At 61.2% G+C, this 14725-nt stretch carries 14 protein-coding genes; 10 read left to right on the top strand and 4 right to left on the bottom strand.

Annotated features, from left to right (window positions below; translation table 11 throughout):
* The first annotated feature begins 325 nt into the window (after positions 1-325).
* Positions 326-1081: an L-ornithine N(alpha)-acyltransferase gene (olsB, locus tag M2401_RS00850; RefSeq protein ID WP_259098461.1), complete on the top strand. Its 756-nt coding sequence runs from the start codon at positions 326-328 to the stop codon at positions 1079-1081.
* Positions 1081-1884, top strand: coding sequence for a 1-acyl-sn-glycerol-3-phosphate acyltransferase (locus M2401_RS00845; protein ID WP_259098459.1), 804 nt, complete (start codon positions 1081-1083; stop codon positions 1882-1884). The genes olsB and M2401_RS00845 overlap by 1 nt, the downstream gene beginning before the upstream one ends.
* Here the strand turns inward: M2401_RS00845 and M2401_RS00840 are convergent.
* The gene (locus M2401_RS00840) at positions 1839-2441 is read right to left on the bottom strand and encodes an ACP phosphodiesterase (protein ID WP_259098456.1); all 603 of its coding nucleotides are present in this window, start codon (positions 2439-2441) and stop codon (positions 1839-1841) included. The genes M2401_RS00845 and M2401_RS00840 overlap by 46 nt on opposite strands.
* Before the next feature lie 161 nt (positions 2442-2602).
* Here M2401_RS00840 and M2401_RS00835 point away from each other — a divergent pair, with 161 nt between their 5' ends.
* Genes M2401_RS00835 through M2401_RS00825 form a run of 3 tightly spaced genes read left to right on the top strand, consistent with a single transcriptional unit; the run spans position 2603 to position 5175 of the window.
* Positions 2603-2917 (top strand): helix-turn-helix transcriptional regulator, encoded by a 315-nt coding sequence (locus M2401_RS00835; RefSeq protein ID WP_259098455.1) that lies wholly within the window; start codon positions 2603-2605, stop codon positions 2915-2917.
* 19 nt (positions 2918-2936) lie between these two features.
* On the top strand, positions 2937-4103 hold the full coding sequence (locus tag M2401_RS00830) for an MFS transporter (protein WP_259098453.1): 1167 nt from the start codon (positions 2937-2939) through the stop codon (positions 4101-4103).
* 22 nt (positions 4104-4125) lie between these two features.
* Positions 4126-5175, top strand: a complete 1050-nt coding sequence (locus tag M2401_RS00825; RefSeq protein WP_259098452.1) for an alkene reductase — start codon at positions 4126-4128, stop codon at positions 5173-5175.
* A 242-nt stretch (positions 5176-5417) separates the two neighbouring features.
* Here the strand turns inward: M2401_RS00825 and M2401_RS00820 are convergent, their stop codons facing one another.
* From M2401_RS00820 to M2401_RS00810, 3 genes are all read right to left on the bottom strand, one after another.
* On the bottom strand, positions 5418-6296 hold the full coding sequence (locus tag M2401_RS00820; protein WP_259098450.1) for an ATPase: 879 nt from the start codon (positions 6294-6296) through the stop codon (positions 5418-5420).
* Between the two features lie 81 nt (positions 6297-6377).
* Complete coding sequence (locus M2401_RS00815; protein ID WP_259098449.1) at positions 6378-7370, bottom strand: NAD(P)-dependent oxidoreductase; 993 nt, start codon at positions 7368-7370, stop codon at positions 6378-6380.
* Positions 7371-7578: 208 nt separating this feature from the next.
* Positions 7579-8472, bottom strand: coding sequence for a LysR family transcriptional regulator ArgP (locus tag M2401_RS00810; RefSeq protein ID WP_259098447.1), 894 nt, complete (start codon positions 8470-8472; stop codon positions 7579-7581).
* A 98-nt stretch (positions 8473-8570) separates the two neighbouring features.
* Between M2401_RS00810 and M2401_RS00805 the strand changes: the two genes are divergently transcribed.
* The 5 genes from M2401_RS00805 (at position 8571) to M2401_RS00785 (ending at position 14529) form a co-directional block, all read left to right on the top strand.
* Positions 8571-8969 (top strand): ACT domain-containing protein, encoded by a 399-nt coding sequence (locus tag M2401_RS00805; protein WP_259098446.1) that lies wholly within the window; start codon positions 8571-8573, stop codon positions 8967-8969.
* Positions 8970-8995: 26 nt separating this feature from the next.
* Complete coding sequence (locus tag M2401_RS00800) at positions 8996-9598, top strand: LysE/ArgO family amino acid transporter (protein ID WP_259098444.1); 603 nt, start codon at positions 8996-8998, stop codon at positions 9596-9598.
* Positions 9599-9933: 335 nt separating this feature from the next.
* Complete coding sequence (locus tag M2401_RS00795; protein WP_259098442.1) at positions 9934-10530, top strand: superoxide dismutase; 597 nt, start codon at positions 9934-9936, stop codon at positions 10528-10530.
* 344 nt (positions 10531-10874) lie between these two features.
* Positions 10875-12890, top strand: a complete 2016-nt coding sequence (locus tag M2401_RS00790; RefSeq protein ID WP_409033870.1) for a putative bifunctional diguanylate cyclase/phosphodiesterase — start codon at positions 10875-10877, stop codon at positions 12888-12890.
* Between the two features lie 265 nt (positions 12891-13155).
* Positions 13156-14529, top strand: a complete 1374-nt coding sequence (locus tag M2401_RS00785; RefSeq protein WP_259098436.1) for an imelysin family protein — start codon at positions 13156-13158, stop codon at positions 14527-14529.
* Positions 14530-14725: the final 196 nt, after the last annotated feature.

The following is a 14725-nucleotide window of genomic DNA, read 5'->3' as shown; positions in this document are numbered from 1 at the left end:
CCACCTCTTATCGAACACGCATAACCAGCTGATTGATTATTTTTTGGTGGGAGCGAATTCATTCGCGAAAGCGGTATTCCAGGCGACGAATGTCTATTGGATGTACCGGCCTCTTCGCGAATGAATTCGCTCCCACAGACACATCCCGAAACCCTAGCAGGGAATCGTGACAATGCGCCTTTCGTCGCCCATGTAACGGCGTCACATAACCATCACCAAAGGTTCACGGCCGTGACACGGGGTCTACCTAGCCTGCATCTGTACAGCAACGCGCTTGAATAATCAGTCGACCGGCCCATTGCATGGCTGGCTTACGGAGACTCGCATGACCCGGATCGCCCGCATTCGTGACACCAGTACCGAACGCCGCCTGCAGGCCGAACGCCTGATCGGCAGCGCCGCCTTGGAAGAAGCACAAGCCCTGCGTTTCAGCGTATTCAGCGGCGAGTTCAACGCCAAGCTCAAGGGCGCTGAACTGGGTCTGGATATCGACGATTACGACGTCCATTGCATGCACATCGGCGTGCGCGACCTGAGCACCGGCCAACTGGTCGCCACCACTCGCCTGCTCGATCACAAGGCGGCCAATACCCTGGGCCGCTTCTACAGTGAAGAAGAATTCAGCCTGCATGGCCTTGGCCATCTGCAAGGCCCGATTTTGGAACTGGGCCGCACCTGCGTCGACCCGGCCTACCGTAACGGCGGCACCATCGCCGCGCTCTGGAGCGAACTGGCCGAAGTGCTCAACGAAGGCGGCTACAGCTACCTGATGGGCTGCGCCAGCATCCCGATGCAGGACGGCGGCATCCAGGCCCACGCCATCATGCAGCGCCTGCGTGAACGCTACCTGAGCACCGAACACTTGCGTGCCGAACCCAAGAACCCGCTGCCGAGCATGGATCTGCCGAGCAACGTGATCTGCGAAATGCCGCCGCTGCTCAAGGCCTATATGCGTCTGGGCGCGAAGATCTGCGGCGAGCCGTGCTGGGATGAAGACTTCCAGGTCGCCGACGTGTTCATCCTGCTCAAGCGCGACGAGCTGTGCCCACGCTACGCCCGCCACTTCAAGGCAGCAGTGTAATGAGTCGGGTGCGCGGCTATGCGCGAGTTGCCAGGGTGTTGCTGGTCATCGCCCTGGGCCTGACGATTGCCGGGGTGTTCGCCCTGATGGAGCGCCTGCGCGTCGGCAACTCCATGGCCCGGCGCCAGCGCTGGAGCCGCTGGTTCATGGCGCGCCTGACCAACGCCCTGCCCTTTCGCGTGACGGTCAGCGGCAGCCTGCCGACTCAACCGATGCTGTGGCTGAGCAACCATGTGTCATGGACCGACATTCCTCTGCTGGGCATGCTGGCGCCGCTGTCGTTCCTGTCCAAGGCCGAAGTACGCACTTGGCCGATTGCCGGCTGGCTGGCGTTGAAGGCCGGGACACTGTTCATTCGTCGCGGTTCAGGTGACAGCCGCCTGTTGCAAAAGCAGATGTGCAATCACCTGCAGCAAGACACCGATCTGCTGATCTTCCCGGAAGGCACCACCACAGATGGCCGCGCCCTGCGCACTTTCCACGGCCGTCTGCTGTCCAGCGCCATCGAGGCCGGGGTGATGTTGCAGCCGGTGGCGATCAAGTACACCCGCGACGGCAAGGCGGACCCTATTGCGCCCTTCATTGGCGATGACGACCTGCTGTCACATCTCAAGCGTCTGTTCGCCAATGAGCAGGGTGACGTGCATATCCAGTTGCTGACACCGATTGCCACTGCGGGTCAGGAGCGCGCGGCCCTGGCGTTCCAGGCGCAACAGGCGGTGCAGATGGCGCTGTTCGGCGAACCTGCACAAGCGCCTCAGACGTCGCGTTCGACTGCTTCAACAGCCGCCAGGGCTGCCTGAGCAAAGTCCTGCAACAACGGATAGAACTCGGCGAAGTCGTCACTCAAGGGTTGGTAGAGGTCGGGCAGTTCCTGCGCGGCATCTAGCAACCCTTGTGGTTTTGACAGGCGTCGGGAAATGCCTCTAATCACGTCGCTGACAATCTCGAACTCACGGTACGAACCCAGCCAGTCCTGAGCCGCCATGCGCGGTGCAATCACGGCCAGGTGCCCCGGCAATTGCGGTTCAGCCGCCAGCACGCCGTAGACCCTGCGGGTGAAGCTGTGCAGGGGCACATCGGCGTAGCGGGACCAGTCCCGGGCCAGGCAATGGTCGAAAAACACATCCAGCACAATCCCGGCATAGCGCCGTCGTTCGGCAGGAAAGCGGCCGAGGGATTGCTTGACCAACGGGTGGCTGTCGGTGAAGGCGTCGATGCTGCGGTGCAACTGGATGGCCGCTGCAAGATCACTGGGGAAGCGCCCGGCCAGCGGCCCTTTGACGAAGTCGCCGTAGAGGCTGCCGAGCAATTGCGCGGGTTTATCGCCGCCGAGGTGGAGGTGTGCAAGGTAGTTCATGACGCCTAGCCTACGCCGTTTTACTGCGCCCGGCCTGTATATCGATATAACCCGATATACCGATTTATGCGGGCCTTAGCGCGACTTAATATTTGTATATCGCGAATTATCGATATAAAGTTCGCTCCATCGCGATATAGCGCTATACACCTGAGTTTTCCATGCCTATCGACCTCGACGAAATAATAAAAGCCCTGGCCCACCCTGTCCGCCGCGACATCCTGGTGTGGTTAAAGGACCCCGTGACTTGCTTTCCCGATCAGGAACATTCGGTCGGCCATGGCGTGTGCGCCGGGCAGATCGACCAACGCGCCGGGCTGTCCCAGTCCACCGTGTCGGCCCACTTGGCGACCCTGCAACGCGCTGGCCTGATCACCAGCAAGAAAATCGGCCAATGGCATTTTTTCAGCCGCAACGAAGAGACCATCCAGGCCTTCGTCGACACCCTGGTGCTGGAGCTCAGCCCACCGCTCTAACTCTCCAAGGAGATGCATCTTGCCTCTTTCATTACTGGTGCTCGCGCTGAGCGCTTTCGCCATCGGCACGACGGAATTCGTGATCATGGGCCTGTTGCCCAACGTTGCGGCTGACCTGGGCGTATCGATTCCCGGCGCCGGCTGGCTGGTAACCGGCTACGCCCTGGGCGTGGCCATCGGCGCGCCGATCATGGCCCTGGCTACCGCCAAGTTGCCGCGCAAGGCCGCGCTGGTCTGGCTGATGGTGATTTTCATCGTCGGCAACATGCTTTGCGCCCTGTCCACCGGCTACAGCATGCTGATGATTGCGCGGGTTGTGACCGCTCTGTGTCACGGCGCCTTCTTCGGCATTGGTTCGGTGGTGGCGGCCAATCTGGTTGCGCCCAATCGCCGGGCGTCGGCGGTGGCGATGATGTTCACCGGCCTGACCCTGGCCAACGTGCTGGGCGTGCCACTGGGCACCGCATTGGGTCAGGAAGCCGGCTGGCGCTCGACCTTCTGGGCCGTGACTGTGATTGGCGTGCTGGCGCTGATCGGCCTGATGCGCTTCCTGCCGTTCAAGCATGACGAAGAAAAACTCGACATGCGCGCCGAGCTGGCCGCCCTCAAGGGCGCCGGAATCTGGCTGTCCCTGAGCATGACCGTGCTGTTCTCGGCCTCGGTATTCGCCCTGTTCACCTATGTGGCGCCGCTGCTCGGCGAAGTCACCGGCGTGTCGCCACGCGGCGTGACCTGGACCCTGCTGCTGATCGGCGTCGGCCTGACCCTGGGCAATGTCATCGGCGGCAAACTGGCCGATCGTAATGTGCAGCGCACCCTGCTCGGGGTGTTCCTGGTGATGGCGGTGGTCTCGGCGATCCTCAGTTGGACCAGCGTGGCGCTGATCCCGACCGAAGTCACCCTGCTGCTTTGGGCGGTCGCCTGTTTCGCTGCGGTACCGGCCCTGCAAGTCAACGTAATGACGTTCGGCAAGGCCGCGCCCAACCTGATTTCGACCCTGAATATCGGCGCCTTCAACGTCGGCAACGCCCTGGGCGCCTGGATTGGCGGCAGTGTGATCGCTCATGGAATGGGCCTGACCAGCGTGCCTCTGGCCGCTGCGGTACTGGCAGTGCTGACCCTGCTGGTGACCCTGATTACTTTCCGCCAGAGCGTCAATCCCGAGCTGGCCCCTGTTACCAACTGATCAATTTCAAGAGGGTTTTACCATGACCACTATCTTTGACCCGATCACCCTGGGCGACCTGCAACTGGCCAACCGCATCGTCATGGCGCCGCTGACCCGCTGCCGCGCCGACGAGGGCCGTGTGCCCAACGCGATGATGGCCGAGTACTACGTACAGCGCGCCTCCGCCGGCCTGATCATCAGCGAAGCCACTTCCGTTACGCCCATGGGCGTCGGCTACCCGGACACCCCGGGCATCTGGTCCGCCGCCCAGGTGCGTGGCTGGAGCAATATCACCAAGGCCGTACACGCCGCGGGTGGCAAGATCGTCCTGCAACTGTGGCATGTAGGCCGCGTCTCCCACAGCTCGTACCTCAATGGTGAAGCGCCAGTTGCCCCGAGCGCGGTCAAGCCGGCCGGTCACGTCAGCCTAGTGCGTCCGCTGGCTGAATACCCGACGCCCCGCGCCCTGGAACTGGAAGAAATCGCCGATATCGTCGACGCCTATCGCAACGGCGCGGAAAACGCCAAGGCCGCCGGTTTCGATGGCGTGGAAATCCACGGTGCCAATGGCTACCTGCTCGACCAGTTCCTGCAAAGCAAAACCAACCAGCGCACCGACGCCTACGGTGGCTCTGTGGAGAACCGTGCGCGGCTGATGCTGGAAGTGACTGACGCAGTGGTGGAAGTCTGGGGCGCCGGCCGGGTCGGCATGCACCTGGCACCCCGTGCCGACGCCCACGACATGGGCGACGACAACCTGACCGAGACCTTCAGCTACGTCGCCAGCGAGCTGGGCAAGCGCGGTATCGCGTTTATCTGTGCCCGTGAGCGCGAAGCCGATGACAGCATCGGACCGATCCTTAAGGAAGCCTTCGGCGGCGCCTTTATCGCCAACGAAAAGTTCACCAAGGACAGCGCCAATGCCTGGCTGCAATCGGGCAAGGCCGATGCCGTGGCCTTCGGGGTGCCGTTCATTGCCAACCCGGACCTGCCAGCACGCCTGGCAGCCGATGCGCCGCTCAATACGCCAGTGCCTGAGACCTTCTACGGCAAGGGGCCTGAGGGTTACCTCGACTACCCGACGCTGTAACGGTTGCTGAAATAAAAACACCCCGCCTTGGCGGGGTGTTTTGTTTTGCGCCGGGTATTGCAAGGCACATCATGCAGGAGCCATTGTGGGAGCGACTGTGGGAGCGAATTCATTCGCGAAGAGGCCGGTGAAGTCAATACATCTTCATTGCCTGAAACTCCGTTTTCGCGAATGAATTCGCTCCCACAGAATTTGCTGCCACTGAGTTCCCTCCCGCAAAGTTAGATCCCACACATTACGGTTCAACGCGGTGCATTCACCTGCTGCGCCAGGTTCTGGATCTGGCTGTTGAGGGTGTTGATGCTGCGTGTCACCTGGGCGCGGTAGGCGTCGAACTCTGCGGTGCTTGGCCCGTTGCTGTTGGCCGACGACGTCGGGGCGCGGTCCTGCTCGCTTTTGAGTGCAACCAGTTCCTGCTCGATACGGTCGATGGCCTGGCTGGAGTTATTCTTCTTCAACGTCGCGATATCGGCACTCAGGGCTTTGAGCTGGCCATCGAGACGGTCCTGACTCGCCTGAATGTTTTTTACATCCGGCAGGGCGGCCTGCACGCTGGGCATGGCTGACTTGAGGGTGGTCATCTCCAGCGCCACGTTTTTCAGGTCTTCCTGCAATTGCGTGCTGGTGGCCTGTTGCTGGGCATTCTGCTCGGTAAGCTGGGCGAGGCGTTTTTCCAGGTCGGCTTTCTGCCCGGTGCTGCCTTCCTGCTGTTTGTCCTGATCAGCCAACTGGTCTTCGATCAGCTTGATACGCTGGCGCAGGGCCTCGCCTTCGCTGACCACCGACTCGGTCGCCACCACTTTGCCGGAGATATCCTGCAGGCGCCCCGCCGCTTCTTCGCTGATCCGCGCGAAGCTTTCCTGAGTTGCCACCAGTTGCTGGCCCATCAGGGTGATCTGCTGGAAGCTCCACCAACCCAGGCCGCAGAAGGCAATGGCCAGTGCACCAATCAATGCCCATAGCGGGCCGGTGCTCGGCGCCTTGACCTTGACCACCGGCGAGGTGCGCGAATAAACAGTGGTGCGCTCACGGGCGCCGGACGACAGCTCGAAATCGTCATCGTCATCTTTGGCGGTGAGGCTCGGGACGTCATCGACGTCGTCGTAGGGATCGTTGCGCATGAATAGCCCTTCAAAAAAAACCGTAAAAGCGAAGCTGAAAAATGCAAAGCCTCGAAGTATAACCAGTGCCCGCCACAGCACTCATTGCGGCTGTTGCGTCTGCCACCAGGCACAGAACTCATCCAGCGCCGTCCACAGGCTGACCTTGGGCTCGTACTCCAGATAATGCCGGGCGCGGCTGATATCCAGGGTGAAGTCCTTGCTCATCACCTGCATGCCCAGGCGCGACAATGTCGGCTCCGGGCGCCCTGGCCAGAGCATGCACGCCGCCTCGTTAAGGGCCGCGGCGCTGTAGGCCAGGCCGTAGGAACGGTAGCGCGTTACCTGTGGCACTTGCATGCGCCGCATCACGTAATTCACCGCATCCCACAACGGCACCGGCGTACCGTTGCTGATGTTATAGGCCTTGCCCAACGCCGAACCCATGGCGAGCAAGCTGCTGAGCATGGCCTCGTTGAGGTTCTGCATGCTAGTGAAATCCACTTTATTCAGGCCGTTGCCCACGATCGACAGACGCTTTTTGCGCTGCATATTGAGCAAGCGCGGGAAAATGCTGGTGTCGCCTGCCCCGGTCACGAAACGCGGGCGCAGGGCGATCACTTCCAGGCCGAACTCCATGGCGCCGAACACCTTCTGCTCGGCCAGGTACTTGGTGGCCGCATAGTGGTTGTTGAACCGACGCGGGACCTGGTCTTCCTTGATGTTCAGGTGCGAATGGCCATCAAAATAGATCGACGGCGATGACAAATGGACCAGCCTGCGCACCCGTTGTTTCAAACAGCCTTCGACAATGTTTTCGGTGACCTGCACATTGCCCAGCATAAAGTCCTGTTTACGCCCCCACACACCCACGGCGCCGGCGCAGTGCACCACGGCTTCGACGTCATGGCACAGTTCGCGGACCAGTTCGGGGTCGGTCAGGTCGCCGGGAATGAATTCGGCGCCACGACGTACCAGATGCTCGACGCTCTGCGCCCGCCGTCCGTTGACCCGTACGCTCAGGCCCTGCTCCAGGGCGAAACGCGCAAAGCGCCCGCCAACAAAGCCGCTCGCGCCGGTGACCAGAATCTTCATTTACCACTCCGTAAAGTCTCATTGCCCTGACACCTCCGCAATCGCGTGGCAATCGGGAAACCGTGGGAGCGAGGCTTGCCCGCGAAGGCGATAGGCCAGATTCAAAACATGTGGCGGATGTACCGTCCTCTTCGCGGGCAAGCCTCGCTCCTACAAATCGTGTGAATGATGTCGAATACCGATACCCAGTCCTCACTGACGTTCAGAATCACGTCAACGGCACCAACCATTGCCCCGCCTTGCGCGCCAGGTGTTCAGTCAGACGGGTCAGCAACTGGCCGCCATTGCGCCAATGATGCCAGTACAACGGCACATCGATGACCTGCCCATCCAGCAACTCCACCAAAGTGCCGCGCTGCAACTGCTCGTGCACCTGCAATTGCGGCACCAGCCCCCAGCCCAGTCCGGCCTCGGTCATGCGAATAAAACCTTCGGACGAAGGACACAGGTGATACTCGAAACTGCCTTCGCTGCCCAATGACGCCAAGTAGCGATGCTGTAGAAAATCGTCCGGCCCGTAAACCAGCGCCGGGGCCCGGGCCAATGACGCGGCGTCGACACCGCCAGGGAAATAACGGCTGACAAAGGCGGGGCTGGCCAGGGCACGATAGCGCATGGCGCCGAGCAACTGGCTGCGCGCCCCGGCCACCGGGCGTTCGCTGCCGCACAGGCACGCGGCCACTTCCCCGGCGCGCATGCGCTTGAGGCCGACATCCTGATCTTCCACCACCAGATCCAGCAACAGATGGTGTTCGGCGCAAAAATCCCCTACCGCGCTCACCCACCAGGTCGCCAGGCTGTCGGCGTTAAGGGCGATACGCAGACGCTCGGGCAGGCCCTCCTCATCAAGCGCAGGCACCTGACTGAGCAAATCACGCTCAAGCAGGCGCACTTGCTGCACATGGTTAAGCAGGCGGCGGCCGATATCGGTCGGGCTTGGCGGCGTGGCGCGGACCAGCACCGGCTGGCCGATGCGCGCCTCCAGCAACTTGATGCGCTGGGATACCGCCGACTGCGACAGCCCCAACACCTGGGCCGCGCGCTCGAACCCGGCCTGCTCGATGACCGCCGCGAGGGCGGAGAGCAATTTGTAGTCGAACATCAGTTTTCCTAATGAGCAATCAGCAACATTGTTTTTTCTTATACAACGCCAGGCCGCACAATCGCCACATCAACTTTAAATGCAGACAAGGAACGGCGATGACCGGCGAAACCTCATTGAACACGCTGCTGCGCAGCATGAGCCCGGAGCTGAACGACGGCGACTATGTGTTCTGCACCCTCGCCGATGCTTCTCTGCTCAAGGGTGCCGAGGTGCTGGGCAGCTTCCGCGAGCGCGAGGGGCTGACAGTGATCATCGAACGCCAACAGGCCCAAGACCTGGGCTTGAACTTTGAGTACGTCGCCGCCTGGATCACCCTCACCGTGCATTCGTCCCTGGCCGCCGTAGGCCTGACTGCCGCCTTCGCCACGGCGCTGGGTAGCGCCGGAATCAGCTGCAACGTGATCGCCGGCTATTACCACGACCACCTGTTCGTCGCCAAAGACGACGCACACCAAGCTCTGGCGGTCTTGCAACTATTGGCCGCCCAGGCCTAGTCACGCACTTTTTGGAGTAAACCCTGATGTGGCAAAGCTACCTCAACGGCCTGCTGGTCGCCGCCGGGCTGATCATGGCCATTGGCACCCAGAATGCGTTTGTTCTGGCCCAGAGCCTGCGCCGCGAGCATCATTTGCCGGTGGCCTTTTTGTGCATCGCCTGCGACGCCATTCTGGTTGCCGCCGGGGTGTTCGGCCTGGCCAATGTACTGGCCCATAACCCGACCCTGCTGGCGGTGGCGCGCTGGGGTGGCGTGGTGTTTCTACTCTGGTACGGCATCCAGGCCCTGCGCCGCGCCTGCTCCCGGCAGAGCCTGCAACAGGGCGAGATTAGCGGCGTGCGTTCGCGCCGGGCGGTACTGCTCAGTGCATTGGCGGTGACCTTGCTCAACCCCCATGTCTATCTCGACACCGTACTTCTGATCGGCTCCCTCGGCGCCCAGCAAACCGTGCCCGGCGCCTATGTGGTCGGGGCCGCCAGCGCGTCGCTGCTGTGGTTCTCGGCCCTGGCCATCGGCGCCGCCTGGCTGGCGCCGTGGCTGTCGCGCCCGGCCACCTGGCGCCTGCTGGACCTGATGGTCGCGGTGATGATGTTCAGTGTCGCTGTGCAGTTGATTCGTAGTGCCTGAGCCGGATAAGCATTTGCAGTAGCGCAATTTGTGGGAGCGCGGCTTGCCCGCGAATAGGCCGGGACATCCGCTGCATTTGTGCGATCTGGGCTATCGCATTCGCGGGCAAGCCTCGCTCCCACAGGATTCAGGCGCGCAGCCAGGATCCTCCGACAACCGGCGCAAAGGCTCTGGAACCTCTATCCCACACAGTTGTTGCGTGGTTAACAGGCAGGGCCGGTGCTATGATCCCGAGCCTGCGCCGCAAAGAGTACAAACTCCCCGGCGCATGTTCTGTCTGGCCGCCCGTGATCGGCCTTGCGCTCACCGCAACTGACCTGATTAGGAGAATTACCATGGCTTTTGAACTGCCGCCGCTGCCATACGCGCACGATGCACTGGCTCCGCACATCTCCAAGGAAACCCTGGAGTATCACCACGACAAGCACCACAACACCTATGTCGTGAACCTGAACAACCTGGTGCCTGGCACCGAGTTCGAAGGCAAGACCCTGGAAGAAATCGTCAAGACTTCTTCCGGCGGTATCTTCAACAACGCCGCTCAGGTCTGGAACCACACTTTCTACTGGAACTGCCTGGCGCCAAACGCCGGTGGCCAGCCGACTGGCGCCCTGGCTGATGCAATCAATGCAGCTTTCGGTTCCTTCGACAAGTTCAAGGAAGAGTTCAGCAAGACTTCCATCGGCACCTTCGGTTCCGGTTGGGGCTGGCTGGTGAAAAAGGCTGACGGTTCCCTGGCTCTGGCCAGCACCATCGGCGCAGGCAACCCGCTGACCGGCGGCGACACTCCGCTGCTGACCTGCGATGTCTGGGAACACGCCTACTACATCGACTACCGTAACCTGCGTCCAAAATACGTTGAAGCATTCTGGAACCTGGTTAACTGGAACTTCGTTGCCGAGCAGTTCGAAGGCAAAACCTTCACCGCTTGATCGACGCTCCAGACAAAAAACCCGGCTTGCCGGGTTTTTTTTCGCCTGACGGTCATACTTTGGGTATTGTCAGAAGGCGATAGCAGACTAATATCACCCACTGGCTTTCATTAAAAATTGCTCAAGTTCACGCCAGTACTAACCGATACATCGGCAACAGCCTGACCCTTGCCCAAGGGCGGCGAGCAAAAATCGACACTGGCAGGCAGCCAAAGGGCGACATCTGCGTGTTCAGGTCCGGTTCTTGCTGTTCACACGCAGATATACAAGGGTCACACGCTCCCAGCACGGATTGAAGGAATAGCCATTTGAAGCTGGAACTCAAGAACAGCTTGTCTGTGAAGATGTTGCGCGTGGTGTTGCTTTCGGCGCTGATCGTCGGCGTCGTGCTCAGCTGTGCGCAAATCGTGTTCGACGCATACAAGACTCGTCAGGCCGTGGCCAGCGATGCCGAGCGCATCCTTGACATGTTCCGTGACCCTTCCACGCAAGCGGTGTACAGCCTGGACCGCGAAATGGGCATGCAGGTCATTGAAGGCCTGTTCCAGGACGACGCGGTGCGCATGGCCTCCATCGGCCATCCCAATGAAACCTTGCTGGCGGAAAAGGAACGCGCCCTCAAGACTTCCTCGACCCGCTGGCTGACCGATCTGATTCTCGGCCAGGAACGTAGCTTCACCACCCAATTGGTAGGCCGCAGTCCCTACAGTGAGTATTACGGTGACCTGCGCATCACCCTCGACACCGCCACCTACGGCGAAGGCTTCATCATCAATTCCTTCATCATTTTCGTTGCCGGCGTGCTGCGCGCCCTGGCCATGGGTCTGGTGCTGTATCTGGTCTATCACTGGTTGCTGACCAAACCGCTGTCGAAAATCATTGAGCACCTGACCAATATCAACCCGGATCGCCCCAGCGAGCATCAATTGCCGGTGCTCGAAGGCCACGAAAAGAACGAGCTGGGTATCTGGGTCAGCACCGCCAACCAGTTGCTGGCGTCCATCGAACGTAATACGCACCTGCGCCACGAAGCGGAAAACAGCCTGTTGCGCATGGCCCAGTACGACTTCCTCACCGGCCTGCCCAACCGTCAGCAACTGCAACAGCAACTGGACAAGATCCTTGTCGATGCCGGGCGCCTGCAGCGTCGGGTTGCAGTGATCTGCGTCGGCCTGGATGACTTCAAGGGCATCAACGAACAGTTCAGCTATCAGACCGGCGACCAGTTGCTGCTAGCCCTGGCCGATCGCCTGCGCGGCCACAGCGGCCGGCTCGGCGCCCTGGCGCGTCTGGGCGGCGACCAGTTCGCCCTGGTCCAGGCCGATATCGAGCAACCTTACGAAGCTGCCGAGCTGGCGCAGAACATTCTCGACGACCTGGAAGCACCGTTTGCCCTCGATCAGCAGGAAATCCGCCTGCGCGCGACCATCGGCATCACGCTGTTCCCGGAAGACGGCGACAGCACCGAGAAGCTGCTGCAAAAAGCCGAACAAACCATGACCCTGGCCAAGTCGCGCTCGCGCAACCGTTACCAGTTCTATATCGCCAGCGTCGACAGTGAAATGCGCCGCCGCCGCGAACTGGAAAAAGACCTGCGCGAAGCCATGCCGCGTAACCAGCTGTATCTGGTCTATCAACCGCAGATCAGCTACCGCGATCACCGCGTGGTCGGGGTTGAGGCGCTGATTCGATGGCAGCACCCGGAACATGGCCTGGTGCCGCCGGACCTGTTCATCCCTCTGGCGGAACAGAACGGCACTATCATCGCGATCGGCGAGTGGGTGCTGGACCAGGCCTGCCGCCAATTGCGCGAATGGCACGATCAGGGCTTCAGCGATCTGCGCATGGCGGTCAACCTCTCCACTGTGCAGTTGCACCACTCCGAGCTGCCAAGGGTGGTCAACAATCTGCTGCAGATCTACCGCCTGCCACCGCGCAGTCTCGAACTGGAAGTGACCGAAACCGGCCTGATGGAAGACATCAGCACCGCCGCCCAGCATCTGCTCAGCCTGCGCCGCTCCGGTGCGCTGATCGCCATTGATGACTTCGGCACTGGCTACTCGTCCCTGAGCTATCTCAAGAGCCTGCCGCTGGACAAGATCAAGATCGACAAGAGTTTCGTGCAGGACCTGATGGACGACGACGATGACGCCACTATCGTGCGCGCCATTATCCAGCTGGGCAAAAGCCTCGGCATGCAGGTCATTGCCGAGGGCGTGGAGACCATCGAACAGGAGAACTACATCATCTCCGAGGGTTGCCATGAGGGTCAGGGCTACTTCTACAGCAAACCGTTGCCGGCCCGGGAACTGCTGGCGTACCTGAAACAGGCGCAACGGACGAATGCTGCGATCCTCTAGAGACTATCTCCATCGTTGGAGCGAGGCTTGCCCGCAAATACGGCATTACTAACGATAGATATGTATCGAATGTACCGGCCTCTTCGCGGGCAAGCCTCGCTCCAACGCAATCGACCGCCTCATCGAAATCACTTGTTACAACCCCACCCCGCCAAACCCCCGCCCCGCCGGCCTTTCGCCTTTACATCGAATGCAACTCTTTCGCATTATGTCGCAGCTTTTTCTGGCGCCCCGCGCCTTCAACTTCTCGACGCAGGATTCCGTCATGATTCGTATGCCTCTGGCCACGGCCAGTCTGCTGGCCATCGCTGTTTCCCTCGCTGGATGTGGCGAAGGCAAGGATAAAGCCGCCGCTCCGACTGCTCCGGCACCTGCTGCAGCACCGGCCCCGGCACCCGTCGCAGCACCTGCAGCCCCGACCGCAGCCGCAGCGCCCGCCGCCAGCCAGACCAACGATGCCGCCGCCAAGGCAGTGGTGGCGAACTATGCCGGCATGGTCTTCGCCGTGTTCAGCGACGCCCAAGACAGCGCCAAGACGCTGCGCACCGCCGTCGACACCTTCCTCGCCAACCCCAACGACACCACACTCAAGGCCGCCCGCGAGGCCTGGCTGGCGGCGCGCGTACCGTACATGCAGAGTGAAGTCTTCCGCTTCGGCAACACCATCATCGACGACTGGGAAGGCCAGGTGAACGCCTGGCCTCTGGACGAAGGCCTGATCGATTACGTGGCCAAGGACTACCAGCACGCCCTGGGCAACCCTGGCGCCACCGCCAATATCATCGCCAACACGGAAATCCAGATCGGCGAAGACAAGGTCGACGTCAAGGAGCTGACTCCCGAGAAACTCGCCAGTCTCAATGAACTGGGTGGCTCCGAAGCCAACGTCGCCACCGGCTATCACGCCGTCGAATTCCTTCTGTGGGGCCAGGACCTGCACGGCAATGCTGCCGGTGCCGGCGAACGTCCGGCGTCGGACTACGTCGAGGGTACAGGCGGCACCGGCGGCCATAACGACCGCCGTCGCGCCTACCTGAAAGCCGTTACCGACCTGCTGGTCAGCGACCTCGAGCAGATGGTCAACAACTGGAAGCCGGGCGTGGCCGACAACTATCGCGCCACGCTCGAAGCCGAGTCCGGCGAAAGCGGCCTGCGCAAGATGTTCTTCGGCATGGGCAGCCTGTCGCTGGGTGAGTTGGCCGGCGAGCGCATGAAGGTCGCACTGGAAGCCAACTCCAGCGAAGACGAGCACGACTGCTTCAGCGACAACACCCACAACTCGCACTTCTACAACGCCAAGGGCATCCAGAACGTTTACCTGGGCGAGTACACCCGCATCGACGGCACCAAGGTCAGCGGGCCGAGCCTGTCGTCCCTGGTCGCCAAGGCCGATCCGGCCACCGATGCCACCCTGCGCGCCGACCTGGCAGCCACCCAAGCCAAGATGCAGGTATTGGTCGACCGCGCCAACAAGGGCGAGCACTTCGATCAGTTGATCGCGGCGGGCAACACCGAAGGCAACCAGATTGTGCGCGATGCCATCGCTTCGCTGGTCAAACAGACCGGCGGGATCGAACAGGCCGCAGCCAAGCTGGGCATCACCGACCTGAACCCGGATAACGCTGATCACGAGTTCTGATCAGTCCGGGATCGGTATGAACCCTGTGGGACCGGCTTTAGCCGGGAAGACGCCAGTACAGTCGACGGATGATTACCGTTTGTACCAATGCCTTCCCGGCTGAAGCCGGTCCCACAACGCTCCCGGTCGCGGGCAGCAAATCGTTACAAGCCATTTCTACACCCCCCATTCAAACGATAACCCCTCTTATTGGCTG

Source organism: Pseudomonas sp. JUb42, assembly GCF_024807945.1.
Lineage (GTDB): Bacteria > Pseudomonadota > Gammaproteobacteria > Pseudomonadales > Pseudomonadaceae > Aquipseudomonas.
Note: the sequence above shows the minus strand (reverse complement) of the source record. Positions and strands in the feature narration are given on the sequence as shown.

Coding starts and splice junctions, on each gene's coding strand:
- M2401_RS00825 (WP_259098452.1), top strand. CDS start 4,126: ATGACCACTATCTTTGACCCGATCACCCTGGGCGACCTGCAACTGGCC.
- M2401_RS00810 (WP_259098447.1), bottom strand. CDS start 8,472: ATGTTCGACTACAAATTGCTCTCCGCCCTCGCGGCGGTCATCGAGCAG.
- M2401_RS00790 (WP_409033870.1), top strand. CDS start 10,875: ATGTTGCGCGTGGTGTTGCTTTCGGCGCTGATCGTCGGCGTCGTGCTC.
- M2401_RS00835 (WP_259098455.1), top strand. CDS start 2,603: ATGCCTATCGACCTCGACGAAATAATAAAAGCCCTGGCCCACCCTGTC.
- M2401_RS00815 (WP_259098449.1), bottom strand. CDS start 7,370: ATGAAGATTCTGGTCACCGGCGCGAGCGGCTTTGTTGGCGGGCGCTTT.
- olsB (WP_259098461.1), top strand. CDS start 326: ATGACCCGGATCGCCCGCATTCGTGACACCAGTACCGAACGCCGCCTG.
- M2401_RS00795 (WP_259098442.1), top strand. CDS start 9,934: ATGGCTTTTGAACTGCCGCCGCTGCCATACGCGCACGATGCACTGGCT.
- M2401_RS00845 (WP_259098459.1), top strand. CDS start 1,081: ATGAGTCGGGTGCGCGGCTATGCGCGAGTTGCCAGGGTGTTGCTGGTC.
- M2401_RS00820 (WP_259098450.1), bottom strand. CDS start 6,296: ATGCGCAACGATCCCTACGACGACGTCGATGACGTCCCGAGCCTCACC.
- M2401_RS00805 (WP_259098446.1), top strand. CDS start 8,571: ATGACCGGCGAAACCTCATTGAACACGCTGCTGCGCAGCATGAGCCCG.
- M2401_RS00785 (WP_259098436.1), top strand. CDS start 13,156: ATGATTCGTATGCCTCTGGCCACGGCCAGTCTGCTGGCCATCGCTGTT.
- M2401_RS00800 (WP_259098444.1), top strand. CDS start 8,996: ATGTGGCAAAGCTACCTCAACGGCCTGCTGGTCGCCGCCGGGCTGATC.
- M2401_RS00840 (WP_259098456.1), bottom strand. CDS start 2,441: ATGAACTACCTTGCACACCTCCACCTCGGCGGCGATAAACCCGCGCAA.